Origin of the sequence: Herbaspirillum sp. VT-16-41 (assembly GCF_001994935.1) — a bacterium.
Taxonomy (GTDB): Bacteria; Pseudomonadota; Gammaproteobacteria; order Burkholderiales; family Burkholderiaceae_D; genus Herbaspirillum; species Herbaspirillum frisingense.
This window is the reverse complement of the sequence record NZ_MUXB01000279.1, coordinates 1-22,874: the sequence shown is the minus strand read 5'-3', so window position 1 is coordinate 22,874 and position 22,874 is coordinate 1. Positions and strand designations below refer to the sequence as shown.

At 62.9% G+C, this 22,874-nt stretch carries 17 protein-coding genes; 3 read left to right on the top strand and 14 right to left on the bottom strand.

Annotated elements, in window-relative coordinates; genetic code table 11:
* Positions 1 to 48: 48 nt before the first annotated feature.
* Positions 49 to 897: a D-amino acid aminotransferase gene (locus BTM36_RS27200; RefSeq protein ID WP_077238604.1), complete on the bottom strand. Its 849-nt coding sequence runs from the start codon at positions 895 to 897 to the stop codon at positions 49 to 51.
* Between the two features lie 126 nt (positions 898 to 1,023).
* A complete protein-coding gene (locus BTM36_RS27195) occupies positions 1,024 to 2,829 on the bottom strand; it encodes an ABC transporter ATP-binding protein/permease (protein ID WP_077238603.1) in 1,806 nt (601 codons plus the stop codon).
* 329 nt (positions 2,830 to 3,158) lie between these two features.
* Between BTM36_RS27195 and BTM36_RS27190 the strand changes: the two genes are divergently transcribed.
* Positions 3,159 to 4,880 (top strand): methyl-accepting chemotaxis protein, encoded by a 1,722-nt coding sequence (locus BTM36_RS27190; RefSeq protein ID WP_077238602.1) that lies wholly within the window; start codon positions 3,159 to 3,161, stop codon positions 4,878 to 4,880.
* A gap of 108 nt (positions 4,881 to 4,988) precedes the next feature.
* Here BTM36_RS27190 and BTM36_RS27185 read toward each other — a convergent pair whose 3' ends face one another.
* On the bottom strand, positions 4,989 to 5,645 hold the full coding sequence (locus BTM36_RS27185; protein WP_077238601.1) for an HD domain-containing protein: 657 nt from the start codon (positions 5,643 to 5,645) through the stop codon (positions 4,989 to 4,991).
* A 310-nt stretch (positions 5,646 to 5,955) separates the two neighbouring features.
* Here BTM36_RS27185 and BTM36_RS27180 point away from each other — a divergent pair, with 310 nt between their 5' ends.
* Positions 5,956 to 7,809, top strand: coding sequence for an ABC transporter ATP-binding protein (locus BTM36_RS27180; RefSeq protein WP_077238600.1), 1,854 nt, complete (start codon positions 5,956 to 5,958; stop codon positions 7,807 to 7,809).
* Between the two features lie 183 nt (positions 7,810 to 7,992).
* Here BTM36_RS27180 and bglX read toward each other — a convergent pair whose 3' ends face one another.
* A complete protein-coding gene (bglX, locus tag BTM36_RS27175) occupies positions 7,993 to 10,347 on the bottom strand; it encodes a beta-glucosidase BglX (protein ID WP_077238599.1) in 2,355 nt (784 codons plus the stop codon).
* A 268-nt stretch (positions 10,348 to 10,615) separates the two neighbouring features.
* Here bglX and BTM36_RS27170 point away from each other — a divergent pair, with 268 nt between their 5' ends.
* Positions 10,616 to 12,160, top strand: coding sequence for a glucan biosynthesis protein G (locus tag BTM36_RS27170; RefSeq protein WP_077238632.1), 1,545 nt, complete (start codon positions 10,616 to 10,618; stop codon positions 12,158 to 12,160).
* 120 nt (positions 12,161 to 12,280) lie between these two features.
* On the opposite strand, the gene BTM36_RS27165 is transcribed toward BTM36_RS27170, so the two are convergent.
* The 10 genes from BTM36_RS27165 to BTM36_RS27120 form a co-directional block, all read right to left on the bottom strand.
* Positions 12,281 to 13,195 carry a ParB/RepB/Spo0J family partition protein gene (locus tag BTM36_RS27165; RefSeq protein WP_006463426.1) on the bottom strand — a complete coding sequence of 305 codons (915 nt, stop codon included), beginning with the start codon at positions 13,193 to 13,195 and terminating at the stop codon, positions 12,281 to 12,283.
* Positions 13,196 to 13,223: 28 nt separating this feature from the next.
* Complete coding sequence (locus tag BTM36_RS27160; protein ID WP_006463427.1) at positions 13,224 to 13,994, bottom strand: ParA family protein; 771 nt, start codon at positions 13,992 to 13,994, stop codon at positions 13,224 to 13,226.
* An 18-nt stretch (positions 13,995 to 14,012) separates the two neighbouring features.
* Positions 14,013 to 14,645, bottom strand: coding sequence for a leucine efflux protein LeuE (leuE, locus tag BTM36_RS27155; RefSeq protein ID WP_006463428.1), 633 nt, complete (start codon positions 14,643 to 14,645; stop codon positions 14,013 to 14,015).
* Positions 14,646 to 14,714: 69 nt separating this feature from the next.
* Entirely contained in the window at positions 14,715 to 15,260 is a 546-nt protein-coding gene (locus tag BTM36_RS27150) for a lipocalin family protein (RefSeq protein WP_006463429.1), read from the bottom strand.
* Complete coding sequence (gene rsmG, locus BTM36_RS27145; RefSeq protein WP_077238598.1) at positions 15,260 to 15,922, bottom strand: 16S rRNA (guanine(527)-N(7))-methyltransferase RsmG; 663 nt, start codon at positions 15,920 to 15,922, stop codon at positions 15,260 to 15,262. The genes BTM36_RS27150 and rsmG overlap by 1 nt, the downstream gene beginning before the upstream one ends.
* Before the next feature lie 67 nt (positions 15,923 to 15,989).
* A complete protein-coding gene (gene mnmG, locus BTM36_RS27140; RefSeq protein ID WP_077238597.1) occupies positions 15,990 to 17,918 on the bottom strand; it encodes a tRNA uridine-5-carboxymethylaminomethyl(34) synthesis enzyme MnmG in 1,929 nt (642 codons plus the stop codon).
* 302 nt (positions 17,919 to 18,220) lie between these two features.
* Positions 18,221 to 18,982 carry a TSUP family transporter gene (locus BTM36_RS27135; protein ID WP_006463432.1) on the bottom strand — a complete coding sequence of 254 codons (762 nt, stop codon included), beginning with the start codon at positions 18,980 to 18,982 and terminating at the stop codon, positions 18,221 to 18,223.
* 390 nt (positions 18,983 to 19,372) lie between these two features.
* Complete coding sequence (locus BTM36_RS27130; protein ID WP_039875323.1) at positions 19,373 to 20,353, bottom strand: branched-chain amino acid ABC transporter permease; 981 nt, start codon at positions 20,351 to 20,353, stop codon at positions 19,373 to 19,375.
* Between the two features lie 12 nt (positions 20,354 to 20,365).
* A complete protein-coding gene (locus BTM36_RS27125; RefSeq protein WP_077238596.1) occupies positions 20,366 to 21,250 on the bottom strand; it encodes a branched-chain amino acid ABC transporter permease in 885 nt (294 codons plus the stop codon).
* A 149-nt stretch (positions 21,251 to 21,399) separates the two neighbouring features.
* On the bottom strand, positions 21,400 to 22,608 hold the full coding sequence (locus BTM36_RS27120) for an ABC transporter substrate-binding protein (RefSeq protein ID WP_077238595.1): 1,209 nt from the start codon (positions 22,606 to 22,608) through the stop codon (positions 21,400 to 21,402).
* Between the last annotated feature and the right edge of the window lie 266 nt (positions 22,609 to 22,874).

The window sequence follows — 22,874 nt, the reverse complement described above, 5'->3', positions numbered from 1 at the left end:
CGACGTGCAGAAAACGTCAGGGTCGCCGTTACCACATTGCCGGCACGCTTACAGACGGGCCTTGGCTGCCTGGTAGGCCGCATAGACCTTGCCGAACACCGGACCCGGACGCCCGCTGCCCACCGGCTGGCCGTCCAGCTTGACCACCGGCAGCACTTCCTTGCTAGCCGAGGAAATGATGAGCTCGTCAGCGGCCAGCACTTCTTCGCGGGTGATGCGGCGCGACTGCAGCACGATGCCCTCTTCGGCGCACAGCTCTTCCATCAGGCCATAGCGGATGCCTTCCAGGATCAGGTTGTCCTTGGGCGGCGCTGATATCTTGCCATCCTTGACCACCCACACATTGGAGGACGACGCCTCCGACAGGAAACCGTCACGGAACTGGATCGCCTCGGTCACCTGGTTTTCGGCGGCGAACTGCGCGGCCAGCACATTGCCCAGCAGCGAGGTCGACTTGATCTGGCAATTGAGCCAGCGGCGATCTTCCATGGTCACGCAGGCCACGCCCTGCTCAATGGCCGAAGCCGGTGGCAGTGCCATGGGGTTGGTCATGATCAGTACCGTCGGTACCACTTCCTTGGGGAAGGCGTGGGCGCGCTTGGCCACACCCCGGGTGACCTGCAGGTAGATCATCTGGTCGTCCAGACCGTTGGCCTGCACGACCTGGTCGATCAGGGCGTTCCAACCGGCCTCGTCATGCGGATTGGGAATACCGATGCTGTCCAGGCTGCGGAACAGGCGCGCCAGGTGCTGGCGACCACGGAAGGCCTTGCGGCGATACATGGGGATCACCTCGTAGATGCCATCGCCGAAGATGAAACCGCGATCCAGCACCGGGACGCGGGCTTCGGACAGCGGCGTGAGTTCGCCATTGAGATAGACGATGGGATCGTTCATGGTGGGCTTTCCAGTAATCGTGGGTGAGCGGGTGGATGCGGCGAACCGTGCCGCGATGAATCCATTCTGTCACGCCCTCTCTGCCGAGCTTATGCAAAAACGGTATGGTCGCGCCAACCGGTGATGTCACGACGCGATGGGCTGCATCTGTACCCGATGTCCCTCTCCCTCACCCTCGCCCGCTGCCGCCGGCACGAACTTCCAGCGCACATCGTGGAAGCGCGCCAGCGTCTCGCGGTGCGCGATGCTGATCACGGTCACGCCCGGCAGCTCGCGCGGCAAGGCGGCATAGAGCACCTCTTCGGTCTCGCCATCCATGGCGCTGCTGGCTTCATCCAGGAACACGATGCGCGGACGATTCAGAAACACCCGCACGAAGGCCAGCCGCTGCTGCTCGCCCGGCGACAGTGCCTGGCTCCAGTTGGCCGCCACATCCAGCCGGTCGGCCAGGTGTGACAGGCGGCACAGGGCCAGGTAACGGGTGATGAGGGCATCTTCGAAACTGCCTTCGGCCGCCGGATAGGAGAGCGCGGCCCGCAGGCTGCCGATGGGCAGGTAGCTGCGCTGGGGCAGGAACATCACCGGCGCATCCTGCGGCAGGCCGACCTGGCCATGACCATAGGGCCAGACATCGGCCATGGCGCGGATCAGCGTGGACTTGCCACATCCCGAGGGGCCGCTGATGAGCACGTGCTCGCCCGACTCCACCCGGGCATCGAGGCTGCGCATCATCGGCGCACCATCCGGGAAGGACAGCTGCAAACCCGACACCGTCACCGCACTGCCCGCATGCGGCGTGACCTCGATGGTGCGCGCCATGCCAGCCGCGCGCTCCACATCGGCATGGAAGCCCGCCAGCCGGTTGATACTGGCCTTCCAGCTGGCCAGCGTGGTGAAGGCATTGATGAACCATGACAGCGCATCCTGCACCTGGCCGAAGGCATCGCTGATCTGCATCAGCACACCCAGCGAAATGGCGCCCGAGAAGTAGCGCGGCGCCGATACCAGCATGGGGAAGATCACGGCGAACTGGCCATAGAAATTGACGGCCACATTGAGCTTCTTGGTCAGCCGCATGATGTCCCACCAGTTGCGGCGGATATCGTCCAGGCGTGCCGTGAGCTGCGTGCGTTCCTGCGCCTCGCCGCGATACAGGGCCACCGCCTCGGCATGCTCGCGCACGCGGATCAGACCGAAACGGAAGTTGGCCTCGAAGCGCTCCTGGTTGAAGCTCAGTCCCACCAGCGGACGACCGATCCACCACACCAGCCCGGACCCGACGGCGGCATAGGCGATGACGAACCAGACCATGTAACCGGGAATGACCCAGCTGTGACCACCGGCCGAAAAACTCAGTGGGCCACTGACCGACCACAGGATATGGATGAAGGAAAACAGGGTGACGCTGCTGGAGATGAATCCGAGCACCAGCGACAGCGTATCGGAGGTCAGCGCATGCAGGTCCTCGGCGATGCGCTGGTCGGGGTTGTCCGAGAGCCGGCCCTCCTGCCCCTGCTCGATGCGGTAATAGGCGCGATGCGCCAGCCACTGGTCGAGATAGCGGGTGCTCATCCAGTAGCGCCAGCGGATCTGCAGCGCCTGCTTCAGGTAGACGCTATAGATGGCGATGGCCACGAACACGAAGGCCAGTCCCGAGAACTGCCACAGCAGCGATTTGAACTGCGGATAGTCGCGCGATTGCAGCACGTTGTACATGTCGCGGTTCCACGAGTTCAGGCGCACGTTGATGTAGACCATGCCCAGGTTCAGGGCAATGATCGACAGCAGCAGCGCCCAGGCCTTCCACTTTTCTTCGGACACCCAGAACGGCCGGATGAGCCGCCATATCTGGGCGCGGGTGGCACGGTTGGCGAGATGGCTGGGATCGGCCGGTGGCGTGGAAGCGACTGCAGGGGACGGGTGTTCGGTCATGTCGTGGTCCTGGCGGTTGTTTTGCTGCCCAGCTTGCCGCAGAAGACTTAACGCAGGCTTAAGCACCCTCTCCCGCCCATCCCGTGGGACTGCGCAGAGGCTATCGCTTCCATCGGAAGATTCAATCCAGGGCCGTGGCGATTGCCGCTAGACTGCCCTCTTCGCACCATGTTGCCGGTCATCAATGCCGTGTCCGAGGGTGGACTAATACCATCGTCTGGTAGGCGCCTGCGGGCTGACCCGCAATAATCGGCAACATCGGCAACATCGGCAGCATAGGTCACAAGTCACAGTCGCGTCACCAGTCCATCATTCCAGGGAGCCCTACCATGCACAATCTCACCCCCAAGCGTCGCTCGCTGAGCGTCGCCGCCCAATTGTCGCTGAGCTTTGCGCTGGTACTGGCGATGATGCTGGTGCTGACCGTGGTCAGCATTACCAAGGTCAATGCCATCGAAGGCAGCCTGGCGCGGGTCAGCGAAGACAACAACGTCAAGCAGCGCTACGCCATCAACTTCCGCGGCAGCGTGCATGACCGCGCCATCGCCCTGCGCGACCTGACCCTGGTGGGCGATGCCGAGGTCAAGGACGTGACGGCCCAGATCGACAAGCTCGACGCCGATTATCAGCAGTCGGCCAAGCCGCTCGATGCGGTCTTCGCCAGCATGAGCGTGCGTCCCGACGAGCGCGCCAGCCTGGAACGCATCAAGGCCATGGAAGCCCGTGCCATGCCGCTGGCCGCCAAGGCCATCGCGGCACGCAAGGCGGGTGACATCGAGGCTGCGCGCCAGTTGATGCTGGGCCAGGTCAAGCCGGCCTTTGTCGAATGGCTGGCCGCGATCAACCAGTTCATCGATCTGGAAGAAGGCATGAGCCAGGCGGAATCAGCCAAGGCCCGCAGCACCGCACGCGGCTTCCAGGCCTTCATGCTGATCCTGCTCAGCGCCGCGCTGGTGGCCGGCGTGGTGCTGGCCACGCTGATCACCCGCTCCATCCGTGGCGCACTGGGCGCCGAACCGGACGAGGTCAAGCAAGTGGCGCTGGCCGTGGACCGTGGCGAGCTGTACCACGAGGTGACGCTGCGCCGTGTCGGCAATGCGCGTCGCCAGAGCATCATGGAAGCCCTGGCCGAAATGAGTGGCAATCTGCGCAACACCGTCAGCGAAGTGCGCGATGCCGCCGCTGGCGTTGCCACCATCAGCGCCCAGATCGCCGCCGGCAACAGCGACCTCTCGGCCCGCACCGAAGACCAGGCCGCCTCGCTGGAAGAAACCGCCTCGGCCATGGAGCAACTGACCGCGACCGTCAAGCAGAACGACGGCCACGCCCGCGAAGCCAACCAGCTGGCCCGCAATGCCTCCGACATCGCCAAGCAGGGTGGCGCCATCGTCGAAGAGGTGGTCGATACCATGGCCGCCATCAACACCTCGTCGCGCAAGATCGTGGACATCATCGGGGTGATCGACGGCATCGCCTTCCAGACCAATATCCTGGCCTTGAATGCCGCAGTGGAAGCGGCCCGCGCCGGTGAACAGGGCCGCGGTTTCGCCGTGGTCGCTACCGAGGTGCGCAGCCTGGCCCAACGCAGCGCAGCGGCCGCCAAGGAAGTCAAGCAACTGATCGACGCCTCGGTCAACAACGTCGAAGCCGGGACCCGCCTGGTGGAACGGGCCGGCGAGACCATGGAACAGATCGTGACCAGCGTGCAGCAGGTGACCGATGTGATGGGCGAGATTTCCACCGCCAGCCATGAGCAGAGCGTGGGCATCGAGGAAGTCAACAAGGCCATTGCCCTGATGGATCAGGTGACCCAGCACAATGCCGCGCTGGTGGAACAGGCCAGCGCCGCCGTGGCCACGCTGCAGGAGCAGGCGGTGAACCTGAACCAGGCGGTGGGCGTATTCCAGCTGGAAGCACCGGACGCGCTGGTGGCGGCACCGGTGGCGGGGGTATCCGCGGCAAGGACAGCGCAAACCGCACCGCTGTTGCGTACCGTACAGGTCCCGCTGCAAGTGGCACCGGCACTGCCGATGGAAAAACTGGCGGCCTGATGCTCAAGTGATCCGGTGATCAGGTGGCCTCGATCCGGGGCCACCTGATCTTCCCCTCGCGAGCGGGCAGGCGCTGCTGACGCTACTCCCTGTGCACCACCCTCCCCCTCACAACTCCCCCAGGAAGTCCTCCACGAACGCGCGCATGCGTGCCTGCCGTGCGCTGGCCATGGCCGCTCCGCTGGCGGTCTGGAAGCCCTCCTGCAAGCGCAACAGCTTGGCCGGGAAATGGTCCAGCGCGAAGCGACGATCCTCCAGTACCCGCCCGTGCGCCTGTGGGTCCAGCGGTTCATAGAGCGCCGACCCCATCCGCCCCGCCACATAGAAACAGCGTGCCACGCCAATGGCGCCGATGGCATCCAGCCGGTCGGCATCCTGCACGATCTTCGCCTCCAGCGACTGCGGCGTGATCTGCGCGGAGTAGCTGTGAGCCTGCACGGCATGGGCTACGCGGTCGGCGTCTTGCGCGGTCCACCCCAGTGCGTCCAGGATTTCCCGCGCACGTTGCGCCGAGAGCGTCGAGGCCTGGGCGCGCAGGGGCGAATCCTTCTCCACCCGCACGCAGTCATGCAAGAGCACGGCGGCCAGCAGGATGCGCAAGTCACCACCCTCCTCCTGCTGGAGGCGGCGTGCATTGTTCCAGACTCGCAGCAGATGCGAGAGATCATGCGAACCATCACCGGCATCGTCGAGGACATAGGGCAACAACGATAGGGCCAACTGCTCCTGTGGCAGGAAGGCGACGGCGGCTTGAGAGAGATTCATGGCTGCAACTGATGAATGGATGGCAATTCATCAGTATCGCCGATCAGGGAACTTCAAGCGCCGGCCACCATTCCGATTTTCCGACAAGTGTTTTTGTCTTGTCCGATACACCTGGGCCCCATGCCTATGAGATGATGCGGCTTCCAAGGCGTCCACCCTATCGCGGGCCAGCCCCGGATCACGATAGCGGCCCTGCTGCCGCAACGATCCGCCAGCCACGCATGAAGCCGCGCCGCAGGCCAACCTGGCCTGTCCTGCGCCCGCCGCAGTATCGCCGTCGCCCGCCGCCCCCCTTTTTGGAGTTTGTTGCATGTTCAGCTGGTTCGAAAAACTGGTCCATCCCTACCCGGAAACACATCCCCTGCCGCCGCCACGCGGCTTCATGCGCTTCATCTGGTTCTGTACCCGGGGCGTACGCCCCTACATCGCCGCCATGACGCTGATGACGGCCATCATCGGTGTATTCGAGGCACTGCTGTTTGCGGCGCTGGGCCGTATCGTCGACTGGCTGGCCAAGGTCGAACCGGCACACCTGTGGGTGCAAGAGGGACACACGCTGCTGTGGCTGTTGCTGATCCTGGCCGCCAGTCCGCTGCTGATCGCCCTGCAGACCATGTTCAAGCACCAGACCCTGGCCGGCAACTTCCCCATGCTGCTGCGCTGGAATTTCCATCGCCTCATGCTCAGCCAAAGCATGAGCTTCTACCAGAACGAATTCGCCGGCCGGGTCGCCACCAAGGTCATGCAAAGCGCGCTGGCGGTGCGTGACTTCTGCATGATCGTGGGCGACATCCTGGTCTTCATCACCATCTACTTCGCGACCCTGATCGGCGTGGTCGGCAGCTTCGACATGTGGATGCTGGCGCCCTTCTTCGTCTGGCTGGCGACCTTCGCGGTGGCGCTGCGCTACTTCGTGCCGCGCCTGTCGGCGGTGGCACGCAACCAGGCCGATGCGCGTTCGCTGATGACCGGTCGCATCACGGACGCCTACACCAACATCGCCACCGTCAAGCTGTTCTCGCATGCCGGCCGCGAGGCTGATTACGCCCGCAGCGCGATGCGCGAATTCCTGACCACGGTGCATCGCCAGATGCGGCTGGTTTCGGGTTTCGAGGTGGTCAACCACATCCTGAACATGATCCTCATCATCGGAGCCAGCGGGGTATCGCTGTACCTGTGGACCCAGGGCAAGGTGGGCATCGGTGCGGTGGCCGCCAGCACCGCCATGGCGCTGCGCCTGAACGGCATCGCCCACTGGGTGATGTGGGAAATGTCGGCCCTGTTCGAGCACGTCGGTACGGTGCAGGACGGCATCAATACGCTGGCGCTGGCGCATGACGTCAAGGATGCGCCGGATGCCAAGCCGCTGAAGGTCGCGCAGGGCGAACTGCGCTTCGAGGGCGTGAGCTTCAGCTATGGTGGCGCGGCGCCACGTCCGGTGGTGGACCGCCTGGACCTGGTGATCAAACCCGGCGAAAAGATCGGCCTGGTCGGCCGCTCCGGTGCCGGCAAGTCGACCATCGTCAACCTGCTGCTGCGTTTCTACGATATCGAGGGTGGCCGCATCACCATCGATGGCCAGGACATCGCCCACGTCACCCAGGACAGCCTGCGCGCGCAGATCGGCATGGTCACCCAGGACACCTCCCTGCTGCATCGTTCGGTGCGCGAGAACGTGATCTATGGCCGTCCCGACGCCAGCGATGCCGAGATGGTCCACGCCGCCGAACAGGCCGAGGCGCATGATTTCATCGGCACCCTGGCCGATGCCAAGGGCCGCACCGGCTACGACGCCCATGTCGGTGAGCGCGGCGTGAAGCTGTCCGGCGGCCAGCGCCAACGCATCGCGATTGCCCGCGTGATGCTCAAGGATGCGCCCATCCTGCTGCTGGACGAGGCCACCAGCGCGCTCGATTCGGAAGTGGAAGCGGCCATCCAGACCAGCCTGTACAAGCTGATGGAAGGCAAGACCGTAGTCGCCATCGCGCACCGTCTGTCCACCATCGCGGCCATGGATCGCCTGATCGTGCTGGACCAGGGGCGCATCGTCGAGCAAGGCACGCACAGCCAGCTGCTGGCGGCCAACGGCTTGTATGCGCGGCTGTGGGCGCACCAGAGCGGTGGCTTCCTGGGCGAAGAGGAAGACGAAGCAGCAGCGGCCTGATGCCGTCGCTGTATAAATGATTTATATCATTTATGCAAAGCCGGGCCGGAAATGAAAATGGGCACACTCTGTTGAGTGTGCCCATTTTTCTTTGCCTGACGAAGATCCGCATGATCATCCATGGCGGTTCCCATCTCATACCGTTCGGACTGATGGGAGACCTATCGCCCTTTCCGCAGACCCTTACTGCAGAGTGAACGAAGCCGTCTTCACCTCCTTGGAATCCAGGCCCACCTGCACCTGGAATTCACCCGGCTCGGCCACGTATTCCAGCTTGGCGTTATAGAAGGACAGCGCCTTGCGGTCGATGCTGAAGCGCACCTGCTTTTCTTCTCCCGGCTGCAACATCAGCTTGCGGAAATCCTTCAGTTCCTTGACCGGGCGCACTACCGAGGCCGCCACATCGCGGATATACAGCTGCACCACGGTCGCACCAGCGCGGCGGCCGATATTCTTCACGGTGACGCTGGCCTCGACCTTGCCATCGGCCTGCATGGTGGGCTGCGACAGGCTCACCTCGGAGAGCTTGAACTCGGTATAGCTGAGGCCATAGCCGAAGGGATAGAGCGGGCCATTGGGCTCGTCGAAGTATTGCGAGGTGTAGTTGCCGGGCTTGCCTTCGGTAAAGGGACGACCGACACGCGCATGGTTGTAGTAGCTCGGGATCTGCCCCACCGACCGTGGGAAGGTCAGCGGCAGCTTGCCGGAAGGATTGACGTCGCCGAACAGCACATCGGCAATCGCATTGCCCCCCTCGGTGCCGGTGTACCAGGTCTCCAGCACGGCCGCGGCGTTCTCGCGTGCCCAGTTCAGGTCCAGCGGGCGGCCATTCATCAAGACCAGCACCAGCGGCTTGCCGGTAGCCTTGAGCGCCTTGAGCAGATCTTGCTGGCTCTGCGGCAGCGACAGCGACGTGCGGCTGGAGGATTCATGCGACATGCCACGCGACTCACCCACGGCGGCCACGATGACGTCGGCATTGGCGGCCGCCTGCACGGCTTCGGCGATCATCGCCTGCGGGCTGCGCTTGTCCTGCACCACCTCCGGATCATCCCAGTTCAGGAAGTTGAGGTAATCGACGATGTGCTTGTCTTCGGTGATGTTGGCGCCACGGGCATAGACCAGCCTGCCCTGCGTGCCCACCGCGGCCTGCAGGCCCTGGCGCACGGTGATGGTCTGCTTGTCGCGGCCGGCGGCCGACCAGCTGCCCAGCATGTCGATGTGCGAATCGGCCAGCGGGCCGACCAGCGCGATGCGGGCATTCTTCTTCAGCGGCAGCGTGGCGTTGCGGTTTTCCAGCAGCACCATGGACTGCTGCGCCACTTCACGGGCCGCGGCGCGATGCAGGCGTGCATCGGCATAGACATCGGCCGGATCATCGGCCGCACGGCCGATGCGCACGAACGGGTCCTTGAACAGGCCCAGGTCGTACTTGGCGCCGAGGATGTCGCGCACGGCGTTGTCCAGTTCCTGCTGCGAGACCTTGCCCGAGCGCACCAGCTCCGGCAGTTGCTTGATATAGACCTGGTCGGCCATGCTCATGTCGGTGCCGGCCTTCATGGACAGGCGCGCCGCTTCGCTGTCGTTCTGCGCCACGCCGTGATTGACCAGTTCGGTGATGGCACCGTGGTCAGACACGGTCAGGCCCTTGAAGCCCCAATCGCGGCGCAGCAGGTCCTGCAGCAGCCAGGTGTTGGAGGTGGCCGGGGCGCCATTGATGGAATTGAGCGCCACCATCACTGCACCGGCGCCGGCATCGATGGCGGCGCGATACGGCGGCAGGTAGTCGTTGTACATGCGTTGCGGGTCCATGTTGACCACGTTGTAGTCGCGCCCGCCCTCCACCGCCCCATACAGCGCGAAGTGCTTGACGCTGGCCATGACGCGATTGGCGGCGATGGGCCGGGTCTCGCCCTGCAATGCGCGCACCGAGACATCGGCGATGCGCGAGACCAGGTAGGGGTCTTCACCGAAGCCTTCCGAGGTGCGGCCCCAGCGCGGGTCGCGGCTGATGTCCACCATCGGCGCGAAGGTCATGTCGATGCTGTCGGCCGCGGCTTCCTCGGCAGAGGTGCGCATGGCCTTGGCGACCAGGTCCATGTCCCAGCTGGAGGCCAGGCCCAGCCCGATCGGGAAGGTGGTGCGATGGCCGTGGATCACGTCGTAGGCGAAGAACATCGGGATCTTCAGGCGCGAGCGCATCGCGCCTTCCTGCAGCGGCCGGTTCTCGGCGCGGGTGACCGAATTGAAGGTGCCACCGACGCGGCCGGCGGCCAGTTCCTCGGCCAGTTTCTTGGCGGGCATTTCCGGGCCGATGCTGATCAGGCGCAACTGGCCGATCTTTTCTTCCAGCGTCATCTGGCGCAGCAGGTCGTCGATGAAGGCGGTCTTGTCACCCAGCAAGGCCGGGTTGGCTTGCGCATGGGCCGCGGGGCCACTGAGCGCGGCGCTACAGGCCAGCGCGCACAGGGTCATGGCCAAGGCCAGGCGGGGGCGGCGCACGGGCGCGGCTTGCCGCTCGGTAAGCTTGTGGGACACGGGTTTCCTCTCTTTTTCTAAACTTTGGCGGCGCGCTGCTCTCTACAGGGTGCAGCGGCCCGTCGAAGGCGGTCTGGCCGGCGGGATCAGTTATTGCTTGTCTTCTATGATGCTTAGCCGGTCGGACGGTTCGCTATATTATTCTGTTTTGATGCCTGTAGGACAGACAGGACCATGGCGGTGACCAGCCCGTTTGTGCTGGAATGCCGCCTCTTTGTGGAGAGATGCATTGATCAAACGTGGATTGAAATGGAATTTCCTGCACGGCATGGTGCTGACAGCCTCGCTGCTGGCGGCCTCGGTGCAGGCGCAGAGCAACCAGGGCTTCGACCTCAACCAGGCCGTGGCACGCGCCAGGGCGCTGGCTGACAAGCCTTACCAGAAACCGGCGAGCAATCTCTCGCCGACCTTTGCGGCGATGCAGTTCGCCGACTACATGAAGATCCAGCCGAAGAGCGAGAAGTTCGAATGGCGCGACCAGAAGACGCCCTTCAAGCTGGCCTTCTACCACCAGGGCATGCAGTTCAACGCGCCGGTGGCGATCCACGAGATCATCGATGGTCGCGTGCAGGATGTGGGCTACAGCACCGACCGCTTCAACTTCGGCGACCTGGCGCTGGCCAAGGACAGCACCGCGCACCTGGGCTATGCGGGCTTCCGGGTGGTCTATCCGCTCAACCGCGATGACAAGGAAGACGAGGTCATGAGCGTGCTGGGCGCAAGCTATTTCCGCGTGATCGGCAAGGGCCAGGTCTATGGCCTGTCGGCGCGTGGCCTGGCCATCGATACGGCCATGCTGAGCGGCGAGGAATTCCCGCACTTCACCGAATTCTGGATCCAGCGTCCAGCCCCGGGCGAGAAGCAGCTGACCTTCTATGCGCTGCTGGATTCGCCACGCGCCACCGGCGCCTACAAGTTCACGCTGACCCCGGGCCAGGATGCGCTGCTGGATGTGCAGGCCCGCGTGTTCCTGCGCGGCGAGGTGGGTCGCCTGGGCATTGCACCGCTGACCAGCATGTTCCTGTTCGGCCCCAACCAGCAATCCTCGCGCCGCAACTTCCGCCCGGCCATCCATGACTCCAACGGTCTGGCGATCCACACCGGCAATGGCGAATGGCTGTGGCGTCCGCTCAACGATCCGCAGAACGTGGAAGTGAGTTCCTTCGAGGTGACCAATCCACGTGGCTTCGGGCTGCTGCAGCGGGGCCGCGATTTCTCGGCCTTCGAAGACCTGAAGGACCGCTACGACCTGCGTCCTTCGGCCTGGATCGAACCGCGTGGCGACTGGGGTCGTGGCGCGGTGCAACTGGTGGAAATCCCCACCGCCGACGAGACCAACGACAACATCGTGGCCTATTGGCTGCCGTCGCAATTGCCGGCCCGCGGCACGCCGGTGGCCTACGACTACCGCATCCACTGGACCATGGACGAGCCGGCCATCCTCAACAACGAGGTGGGCTGGGTCAAGCAGACCTTCCATACCGATGGCGAGCTCACGCAGGCCAACCTGATCCGCGCCTTCGACGGTACCACGGCCCTGCTGGTGGACTTCACCGGCGGCCCGCTGGGCAAGCTGCCGGCCGGGACCCAGGTGCAGCCGCAGGTGAGCGTGTCCAACAATGGCGAGCTGATCGATGCGCAACTGCAGCCCAATCCGGCCATCAACGGCTGGCGCCTGACCTTGCGGGTGAAGATCCGCAACGTCGCACAGGCGGTGGAATTGCGGGCCGCGCTCACTGCCAACGGCAAGCCGTTGACCGAGACCTGGAGCTATCAGCTGCCGCCGCGCTCGGATGTGCAGCGGACCTTCTGATCCTGAGGCGCCGAAACAGTAAATTATTTATATCAATAAGAATGGGCTGCAAGTGATATCACTTGCAGCCCATTTTTTTGCGGCGTCGCGCCTTGCTTCACGCGATGCGCAAACCGGCGATCAGCTCTCCACCGACTCGCCGCGCAGGCGGGCGATGACGCCATCGAGGGCATCGAGGTCGTTGAAGTTGATGATCAACTGCCCTTTGTTGCGGGCGCCGGTCTTGATGCTGACCTGGGTCGCCAGGAGGTCGGAGAGCTCTTCTTCCAGCCGGGCGATGTCACGCGACTTGTCGCGGGCTTCGCGTGGCTTGGCGGCCTGCTCGGCGGAGGCGCGGGTGACCAGCTTTTCAGCGTCGCGCACCGACATGCGCTTGGCCACGATCTGGTTGGCCAGCTGGATCTGGGTCGCCGAATCCACCGCCAGCAACGCGCGGGCATGGCCCATGTCGATGTCGCCGGCCATGAGCATGGTCTGCACCGGCTTGGCCAGGTTCAGCAGGCGCAGCAGGTTCGACACTGCACTGCGCGAACGGCCCACGGCCAGCGCTGCCTGCTCGTGGGTGAAGGCGAAATCGGTGATCAGGCGATGGATGCCCTGGGCTTCTTCCAGGGGATTGAGGTCCTCGCGCTGCATGTTTTCGATCAGCGCCATGGCGGCGGTGGTCTGGTCGTCCACGTTCTTGACCAGCACCGGCACTTCGGTCAGGCCGGCGATCTTGGCGGCGCGGAAGCGGCGCTCGCCGGCGATGATCTCGTAGACGTCGCGGCCGTTCTTCTGGCCGATGGCGCGGATCAGGATGGGCTGCAGCAGGCCCTGTTCCTTGATGGAAGCGGCCAGCTCGTTGAGCGCGCCCTCGTCCATGCGGGTGCGCGGCTGGTACTTGCCGGCCTGCAGCTCGGTGACGGCCATCACGCTGGGCAGGCCGGCCTTGGCCGCTTGCGCCTGCGCTTCTTCGGTGATGTCGGAGGAGCCACCCAGGAGTGCGTCCAGTCCGCGTCCCAGTCCCTTGGATTTTTTCGGTAGAGTTGCCATGCGATTGCCTGATGAAAACGATGCCTGATTACAGCGTCTTGATGCGCTCGACCATTTCCGCGCCGAACGCGATATAGGCCTGCGCCCCCTTGGAGGAAGGATCGAAGGTCACGCCCGGCAAGCCGTACGAAGGCGCTTCGGCCAGTCGCACATTGCGCGGGATGACGGTCTTGAAGACCTTGTCGCCGAAGTGCTGTTCCAGCTGGTCCGAGACCTGTTGCGACAGCGTCATGCGCGGGTCGAACATCACCCGCAGCAGACCGATCACCTTCAACTCCGGGTTCAGCTTGGCATGCACCTTCTTGATGGTATTGACCAGGTCCGACAGGCCTTCGAGTGCGTAGTATTCGCACTGCATCGGGATGATCACGCCATGCGCCGAGCACAGGCCGTTCAGGGTCAGCATGGACAGTGCCGGCGGGCAGTCGATGAGGATGAAGTCGTAGTCTTCCGCCACCTCGGCGAAGGCAATCTTCAGGCGCGCCTCGCGCTGCTCCAGTTCGACCATCTCGACTTCGGCACCGGCCAGCTCACGATTGGCCGGCAGCACGTCGAAACCGCCCGCCTCCGAACGCTTGCGCACGCTGCGGATATCGGACATGCCCAGCAGCACTTCATAGATCGACGCTTCCAGCGTGGCCTTGTTGATGCCGGCGCCCATGGTGGCATTGCCCTGGGGATCGAGGTCGGCCAGCAGCACGCGCTGGTTCAGCTGCGCCAGACCGGCGGCCAGGTTGACCGCGGTGGTGGTCTTGCCTACGCCACCTTTCTGGTTGGCGACACAAAATATTTTTGCCATATCTTTTTTATGTGAGCGTTATTGCGTGGTCAACTTGATGCCGAAACCGATCAGGAAGATCCCGGCCGCACGTGAGGCCAGCTTGGCGATGGTGCGATTGCGGGCCATGCGACGGGCGGCGGCATTGCCGACGAAGATCAGGAAACTGCCGTAGAACAAGGTGCAGGTACTGATCACGGCGCCCATCGTGAAAAAGGTGAGCGAGCCCTGTTGCGTGGCGGGGTCCAGGAACAGCGGGAAGAACGCCATGTAAAACACGATGGCTTTCGGGTTGAACAAGGTGACCAGAAAGCCGCGCCGGAATTCTGCGGCGTTGGAAAAGGGTACGACTGTACCACCGCCCTCGCCTCTTGCAAACAAAAGACGCCCGCCGAGGTAGGCCAGGTAGGCCGCGCCCAGGTATTGCAGGCCGTGGAACAGCAAGGGGTTGGCGTGCAGCAGCGCGGCCACGCCGGCCGCCGCCAGGAACATGAGCACGATGTCACCGAGCATGAGACCCGCCTGCGCCATGAAGCCACCGCGCAAGCCACCCTTGGCCGCGCAGGTCAGCACGCAGAAGGTACCGGGGCCGGGCAGCAGCAGGAACACCATGGTGGCGGCAATCAGTTGCCAGATATCGGTGATGCCGAGGGAATGAAAGATCGCCTGCATGGTGGGTCTCCTTGAATGTGAGCGGCCCGGGTTGCTGCCCGGGCCGCCGGCCTGATGTCAGGTGCCGTATTAGGGCTTGCTCTTGACCACCCGCGCGGTATCGAAACCCTGCTTGGTGGCGTTGTTGAGTGCGTTCTCGTATTGCTCGTCGCTGATGGTCGGCGTGCGCGAGAGAATCCACAGGTATTCGCGCGAGGGGCTGCCGACGGTGGCCAGCGTGTATTGCTCGTCCAGGTCCATGATCCAGTAGTCGCCCCAGACCATCGGCACCCACGACAGCCAGGCCGGCGCAAAGCGCACTTCCAGCTTGCTGTTGTTGCTGCCCGGGACCACCCGCGCCACGCCTTTGGCTTCATCGATGCCATCGGCGGTCTTGCAGCGGTTGGTGACGTCGATCATGCCATCGTCACGGCCAGCATACTCGGCGCTGGTGCCGGAGATGCATTTTTTCTGGAAGCTGTTGGGAATCTTGGCGATTTCGTACCACTTGCCCGCATAGCGCTTCAGGTCCACGGAGGGCACGGTCTTGACTTCCTGGGCGCTGGCGGTGGCGATGACGCCATAGGCTGCCATCGAGACCATGGTGGCCACCAGGGCCTGTTTGAGTTTGTTCATCAGGTCGCTCTTTCCATGAAGATGAGATGCCGTTCGGCATCCAGGCCCGGTACCTGCAGGGGCTGCACTTGCTGCACCGTCCACCCCGCCGGCAACCGGTCGATTTCCTCTTGCGGTAGCACACCCTTGAGGGCGATGTACTTGCCACCTTGTTGCAGGAGGTGGTTCGACCATGTGACGAAGTCCTTCAGTTCCGCAAAGGCACGCGACGTGATGACATCGTACTGTTGCTCGACTGGCAACTGCTCGACGCGGGCATGCAGGACCGTCACATTGCCCAGTTGCAATTCAGCCTTGACTTGGTTGAGGAAGGCGGTCTTCTTCTGGACCGTATCGACCAGGGTGATCTTCATCTGCGGCTCGGCCTCGGCGGCCCAGATCGCCAGCACGATGCCCGGCAGGCCACCGCCGGCACCCACATCCAGCACGCGCTGCGCGCCGGCAAAGGCGGTCATGGCCGAGAGCGAATCCAGCAGGTGGTGCGACACCATCTGGGCCGGGTCACGCAAGGCGGTCAGGTTGTAGACCTTGTTCCACTTCGCCAGCAGGGCCTGGTAGGCCATCAGCCTGGCGATCTGCGCCTCCGAGAGCGTGAGCCCGAGGGCCTGGGCCCCCTCTTTCAGGGTGCGGGTCAGTGAGGACAGGTCTGCAGTGTTGCTCATCCATGATGCCTTGTTATTGATCTGGGTCGGTAGTGCCGTGGGCGGTAATGTGAAGCTTTGCGCAGCCTCAGGCCGCCTGGTTGTCGCTGGCGGCCAGCTGCTTCAGGCCGCCCTTCTTCAGGTGCACCAGCAACAGCGACAGCGCCGCCGGGGTCACGCCGGAAATGCGCGAGGCCTGGCCCAGGGTCTCGGGGCGATGCTTGTTGAGCTTCTGGCGTACTTCGATGGACAGTGCCTTGACGTCCATGTAGTCCAGATCGGCGGGCAGCTTCAGGTTTTCGTTATGGTCCTGGCGGCTGATCTCGTTGGCCTGGCGGGCGATGTAGCCGGCGTACTTGACCTGGATCTCGACCTGCTCGCGCACCGGGCCGTCTTCGATGCCGGGGCCGGCCAGGGGCTGGCCTTCCGTACCGGTCAGGCTCATCAGGCTGTCGTAGTTGACGTTGGGACGGCGCAGCAGGTCCAGCAGGTTGTATTCGCGCTCGATGGCCTTGCCCAGCACGCGCTCGGCTTCAGCAGTGGCGAGGATGCGCGGATTCACCCAGGTGGACTTGAGGCGTTCCATTTCACGTGAAACGGCTTCGCGCTTGCGTTCGAAGGCTTCCCACTGGGCATCGCCCACGCAACCCAGTTCGCGGCCGATTTCGGTCAGGCGCAGGTCGGCATTGTCTTCGCGCAGAGAGAGACGGTATTCGGCGCGGCTGGTGAACATGCGATATGGCTCCTGCACGCCCTGGGTGACCAGGTCATCGACCAGCACGCCGAGATAGGCTTCGTCGCGGCGCGGGGTCCAGGCGTCACGGCCCTGGGTCTGCAAGGCGGCGTTGATACCGGCCAGCATGCCCTGGGCAGCGGCTTCTTCGTAGCCGGTGGTGCCATTGATCTGGCCGGCGAAGAACAGACCCTGCACCTGGCGGGTCTCCAGCGAGGACTTCAGGCCACGCGGGTCGTAGTAATCGTATTCGATGGCATAGCCGGGGCGCAGGATGTGGGCGTTTTCCATGCCCTTCATCGAGCGCACCAGCTCCAGCTGCACGTCGAATGGCAGGCTGGTGGAGATGCCATTGGGGTAGAACTCGTGGGTGGTCAGGCCCTCGGGTTCCAGGTAGATCTGGTGAGAATCCTTGCTGGCGAAGCGATGGATCTTGTCTTCGATGGAGGGGCAGTAACGCGGGCCCACGCCTTCGATGACGCCGGTGTACATGGGGCTGCGATCCAGGCCGCCACGGATGATGTCATGGGTACGGCTGTTGGTATGGGTGATCCAGCACGGCATCTGGCGCGGATGCATGGCGGCGTTGCCCATGACGGAGAACACCGGTACCGGATCGAGATCGCCTGGTTGTTCTTCCAGGATGGCCAGGTTGATGCTGCGGCCATCGATACGCGGCGGCGTGCCGGTTTTCAAACGGCCTTGCGGCAGCTTCAATTCCTTCAATCGGGCGGAAAGCGAGACGGCTGGCGGATCACCGGCACGGCCGCCGGAATAATTGTTCAGTCCTACGTGGATTTTCCCGTCCAGGAAGGTACCCGCGGTCAATACCACTGCATGGCCCGCGAAGCGGATACCGGCCTGCGTCACGGCGCCGACGACGCGGTCACCTTCCAGCATCAGGTCATCCACTGCCTGCTGGAACAGCCACAGGTTGGGCTGGTTCTCCAGGCGGGAGCGGATCGCTGCCTTGTACAGGATGCGGTCAGCCTGGGCGCGGGTAGCGCGCACGGCCGGCCCCTTGGAGGAGTTCAGGATGCGGAACTGGATGCCCGCCTCGTCAGTGGCAATGGCCATCGCCCCACCCATGGCATCGACTTCCTTGACCAGGTGGCCCTTGCCGATCCCGCCAATGGAGGGATTGCAGGACATCTGGCCCAGCGTCTCGATGTTGTGCGTCAAGAGCAGGGTTTTCTGGCCCATGCGGGCTGCGGCCAGTGCAGCTTCGGTGCCGGCGTGACCGCCGCCAACGACAATGACGTCAAATTGTGTGGGGAATAGCATGATGCGGGCCTCGTGGTGAGGTGAGAACAGAGGCGAGATTATAAGACCTTTTATCCGGAGGGGTCGGCAGGCAGGTCCCTGGCTGTTGGTTTACCGCACTTCCCTGCCCTGTCTAACGCTATCGGCGATGACTTCCGATAGGTATAGCTGATCAATGAAACAGCATCGCTACTGTTTCACGTGGAACATCGGGAGGATGTCTTTGTGCTTAGATGAAATTCAACGAGCAAATAAAAACGGAGCCATCGGCTCCGTCTTCAACTTCATTCACGCTGTTTCACGTGAAACATCAAACATGCTTTCTAGCGAAGAAACGCGTCGTACCCGGACTTCAGGATCAACGCTCCGACCACGATCAGGAACAACTTGCGCACAAAGACGCTGCCATGCTTCATCGCCAGTCGGGTGCCAACCAGCGAGCCACCGATATTGAATATTGCCATCAGCAGACCCAATTGCCAGATCACATGGCCGCTATACCCGAACCAGCACAAGGCTGCGAGATTGGTCGCGATGTTGACAAACTTGGAGACCGCCGATGCCGACAGGAAGTCATAGCTGAACACTCGTACGAACAGGAAGACCAGGAAGCTCCCCGTACCCGGGCCGAACACACCGTCGTAGAAACCGACCGCACCACCGATCAGGGCGGCGTAGATCATTTCCCTGCTCCCACTCAACGTGGGCGCATGGGTCGTACCGAAATCCTTCTTCTTCAGCGTGTACAGCGCCACCGCGATCAATACAAAGGGCAAGGCCTTGCGGATCAGATCGGTCGGGATATGCGTCACCACATACGCACCGAAGAAGGAAAAGGCAAACGCTGCCATGGCCGCCGGTGTCACGGTGCTCCAACGTACTGCCACCTTGCGCGCAAAATTGATGGCGGCAGCACTGGTACCCATGACGCCGGCCACCTTGTTGGTACCCAGCAGCGTGGCCGGTGCGGTATTGGGAAAGACCGAGAACAAGGTCGGTACCAGCACCAGCCCTCCCCCGCCTACCACCGCATCAATCAGACCGGCAACGAACGCAGCGCCGCACAGGATGACGTAATCAAGCATGCCTCACCTCCATGACGAAACGGACCGGACCGGCATAAGGTGATGTGGACAAGGGGAAGATGGGACCGATAGCAGTGACGCAAGGCTGTGCATAAGATAAGACGCGGATTGGTGATCTGGATAATCGGAGAACGGGAGCACGGGAATGGCAGACACGTGACGCCGATCGCCCTCCGACCGGCCCACATTCTACCGCCCCGGCTCCGTCGGCATCAGCAACAGATGCGGCCAGCATATTGCTGTTCCGGAACATGAACGATCTGTTATGCCTGGCACAGGACGACGAAAAACCTGTGGACAAAAAATTACCGCCGGGAAATCACCTGATCGGTGACTTGCCGGCGGCAAGCGGATCACCCTGGTGGTGACCCGCGCTCTGTCGAAGACGGGCTAGTGCGAGCTCTTGGCCTGCCCTTTCCCGATCAGCGCCTGGATTTCCCCAACGATGCCCTTGCGGAAGGCCAGCACGCAGACGATGAAGATGAAGCCGGTCACGATGGTCACCGAGTCACCCAGCGTGTTGAACCAGTCGATACTGGTGGCATTGGCCAGCCAGCTGCCGATGTCACCAAGCTTGTTCTCCAACATGATGATGATGACCGCGCCGACGATGGGACCAAGGATGGTGCCCAGGCCGCCCACGAGGGTCATCAGCACCACCAGGCCGGACATGCTCCAGTGCACGTCGGTCAGGGTCTCGAAGCCCAGCACCAGCGTCTTGGTGGCACCAGCCAGGCCCGCCAGACCAGCCGACAGCACGAAGGCCAGCAGCTTGTAGCGCGCCACGTCATAGCCCAGCGAGATGGCGCGGGGCTCGTTCTCCTTGATCGCCTTCAACACCTGGCCGAAGGGCGAATGGATGGTGCGCACGATCAGGGCAAAGCCCGCCACCGCGATGGCCAGCACCACGTAGTACAGGGTCATGTCGCTTTCCAGGCTCAGGAAGCCCAGCAGCTTGCCACGCGGCACGCCCTGCAAGCCATCCTCGCCGCCGGTGAACGGCATCTGCAAGGCCACGAAGAACAGCATCTGCGCCAGCGCCAGGGTGATCATGGTGAAGTAGATACCTTGCCGGCGGATCGCCAGCAAACCCATCACCAGGCCGATCAGCGCGCCCACCAGGGTGCCGATGATCAAACCCAGCTCGGTTGGCAGTCCCCATACCTTCAGCGCCTGGCCGCACATGTAGCCGGCCCAGCCGAAGAAGGCGGCGTGACCGAAGGACAGCAGGCCGGTGTAGCCGATCAGCAGGTTGAAGGCGCAGGCGAAGAGCGCGAAGCACAGCATCTTCATCAGGAACACCGGGTAGATGCCAAACGGTGCAGCCAACAACAATATTAGTAAAACAGCAATTCCGATTTTCTTGTTCATGCCGGTCTCCGATTATTTCTCTTTGCCGAACAGGCCGGCCGGACGGACCATCAGGACGATGGCCATGATGATGAAGACCACGGTGGCCGACAACTCGGGGTAGAACACCCGGGTCAGGCCCTCGATCAGGCCGAGCATCAGCCCGGTCAGGATGGAGCCGAGGATGGAGCCCATGCCCCCGATGACCACCACCGCAAACACCGTGATGATGAGGTTGGAGCCCATCAGCGGCGAAACCTGGATCACCGGTGCGGCCAGCACGCCGGCGAAAGCCGCCAATGCCACGCCGAAGCCGTAGGTCAGGGTCACCATCAGCGGCACGTTGATACCGAAGGCTTCCACCAGCTTGGGGTTTTCGGTACCGGCGCGCAGGTAGGCACCCAGGCGGGTCTTTTCGATCACGAACCAGGTGGCGAAACAGACGATCAGCGAAGCCACCACGACCCAGGCGCGGTAGTTCGGCAGCACCATGAAACCGAGGTTGGTAGCGCCCTGCAGCAGGTCAGGCACCGAATACGGCTGGCCGGAGACGCCATAGATGGAGCGGAAGATGCCCTCGATCATCAGCGTGATACCGAAGGTCAGCAGCAGCCCGTAGAGGTGGTCCAGCTTGTAGAGCCAGCGAAGCATGGTCTTCTCGATGACGATGCCGAATGCGCCCACCAGAATCGGTGCCACGATGAGCATGACCCAGTAGTTCAGGCCGAGATAGGACAGGCCCATCCACGCCAGGAAAGCGCCCAGCATGTACAGGGTGCCGTGCGCGAAGTTGATCACGTTGAGCAAGCCAAAGATCACCGCCAGGCCCAGCGAGAGCATGGCGTAGAAGGAGCCGTTGACCAGTCCCAGCAGGAGCTGGCTCAACAGGGCTTGCAGGGGTATGCCGAATAGTTCCATAAAAACCCGTTCATCCAGATGGGTGAAAATCACCATCGCCCGGCGCTTTACAGCAAAAATCTGCCATCCCCGCGTGAACAGAAATGACAGATTTTGCCGGGCTGTGCGATGGCCTTACTGCTTGTTGCGCGCTGCTCGGTGCGTCCTGCTTACTTCCAGGCCGCGCACTTGGATTCAGCCTTGGTAGTCCAGGCCTGCTCGGCAGGAATGGTCTGCACCAGCTTGTAGTAGTCCCACGGATACTTCGATTCCGACTGGGCCTTGACCTGGTACAGGTACATGTCGTGCATCACGCGGCCGTCGGCGCGCAGGTAGCCGTTCTTCTGGTACATGTCGTTGAACTTGGCCTTGCGCAGGGCAGCCATGACCTTGTCCGAATCGTCGGTACCGATTTCCTTGACCACCTTCAGGTATTGCAGGGCGGCCGAGTAGTCGGCGGCTTGCAGGGACGACGGCATTTTCTTGCGCACGGCGAAGTAGCGCTTGGCAAAGGCACGAGTCTCTTCGTTGGAATCCCAGTACCAGCTATCGGTCAGGTACAGGCCTTCGGTGTTCTTCAGGGTCAGCGAGTGCACGTCGTTGATGAACACCAGCAGACCGGCCAGCTTGGCGGTCTTGGTGATGCCGAACTCGTTGGCAGCCTTCACCGAGTTGATGAAGTCGCCACCGGCGTTGGCCAGGCCGATGATCTGGGCCTTGGAGCTCTGCGCCTGCAGCAGGAAGGAGGAGAAGTCGGACGCGCCCAGCGGGTGCTTGACCGAACCCACCACGGTGCCGCCGGATGCCTTCACGACGTTGGCCGTGTCGGATTCCAGGGAGTGGCCGAAGGCGTAGTCAGCGGTCAGGAAGAACCAGCTCTTGCCGCCCTGCTTCACCACTGCCGAACCGGTACCCTTGGCCAGGGCCACGGTGTCGTAGGCGTAGTGCACGGTATAGGGCGAGCACTCTTCATTGGTCAGACGGGCCGAACCGGCGCCGATCTGCATGTAGACCTTCTTCTTCTCGGCCGCTACCTTGGCGCTGGCCAGGGCGGTACCGGAGTTGGTGCCACCGATGAGCATGTCCACGCCCTGCTGGTCGAACCATTCACGGGCCTTGCTGGCGGCCACGTCAGCCTTGTTCTGGTGGTCGGCCACGACCAGTTCGATCTTCTTGCCGTTGATGGCGCCGCCCATGTCGGCAATCGCCATCTTGATGGCTTCTGCGCCACCCTGGCCGTCGATGTCCGAATACACGCCCGAGATATCGGTGATGAAACCGATCTTGATCACGTCGCCCGAAATCTGGGCCGAAGCCGATGCCGTCGCGAATGCTGCCGCTGCTGCGGTGATCGCCAGTGCCATTGCCTTAAGTTTCATATTCATCTCCTCTGTTATGAAGCCCGCGTGTAATAGTGAAGCGAGACAACTTGGTGGAACGGGGAAAGGATCGCTCACCCCGCTGACGTACTTGTTTGGCAGTACTTCTTGTTCCGGTGATGCAGGTGCTACGGAAAAATCAGGAAGGCGGCGCAGCCGTGGCGCCGCTCACGGGAGCGTGGATCGGGATCAGACGCCCAGCAGTTCGTTCAAGGTCTGCATCTTCGCTTCCAGCTGCGAAGACTCGAAGGACTCGACGATCTGGC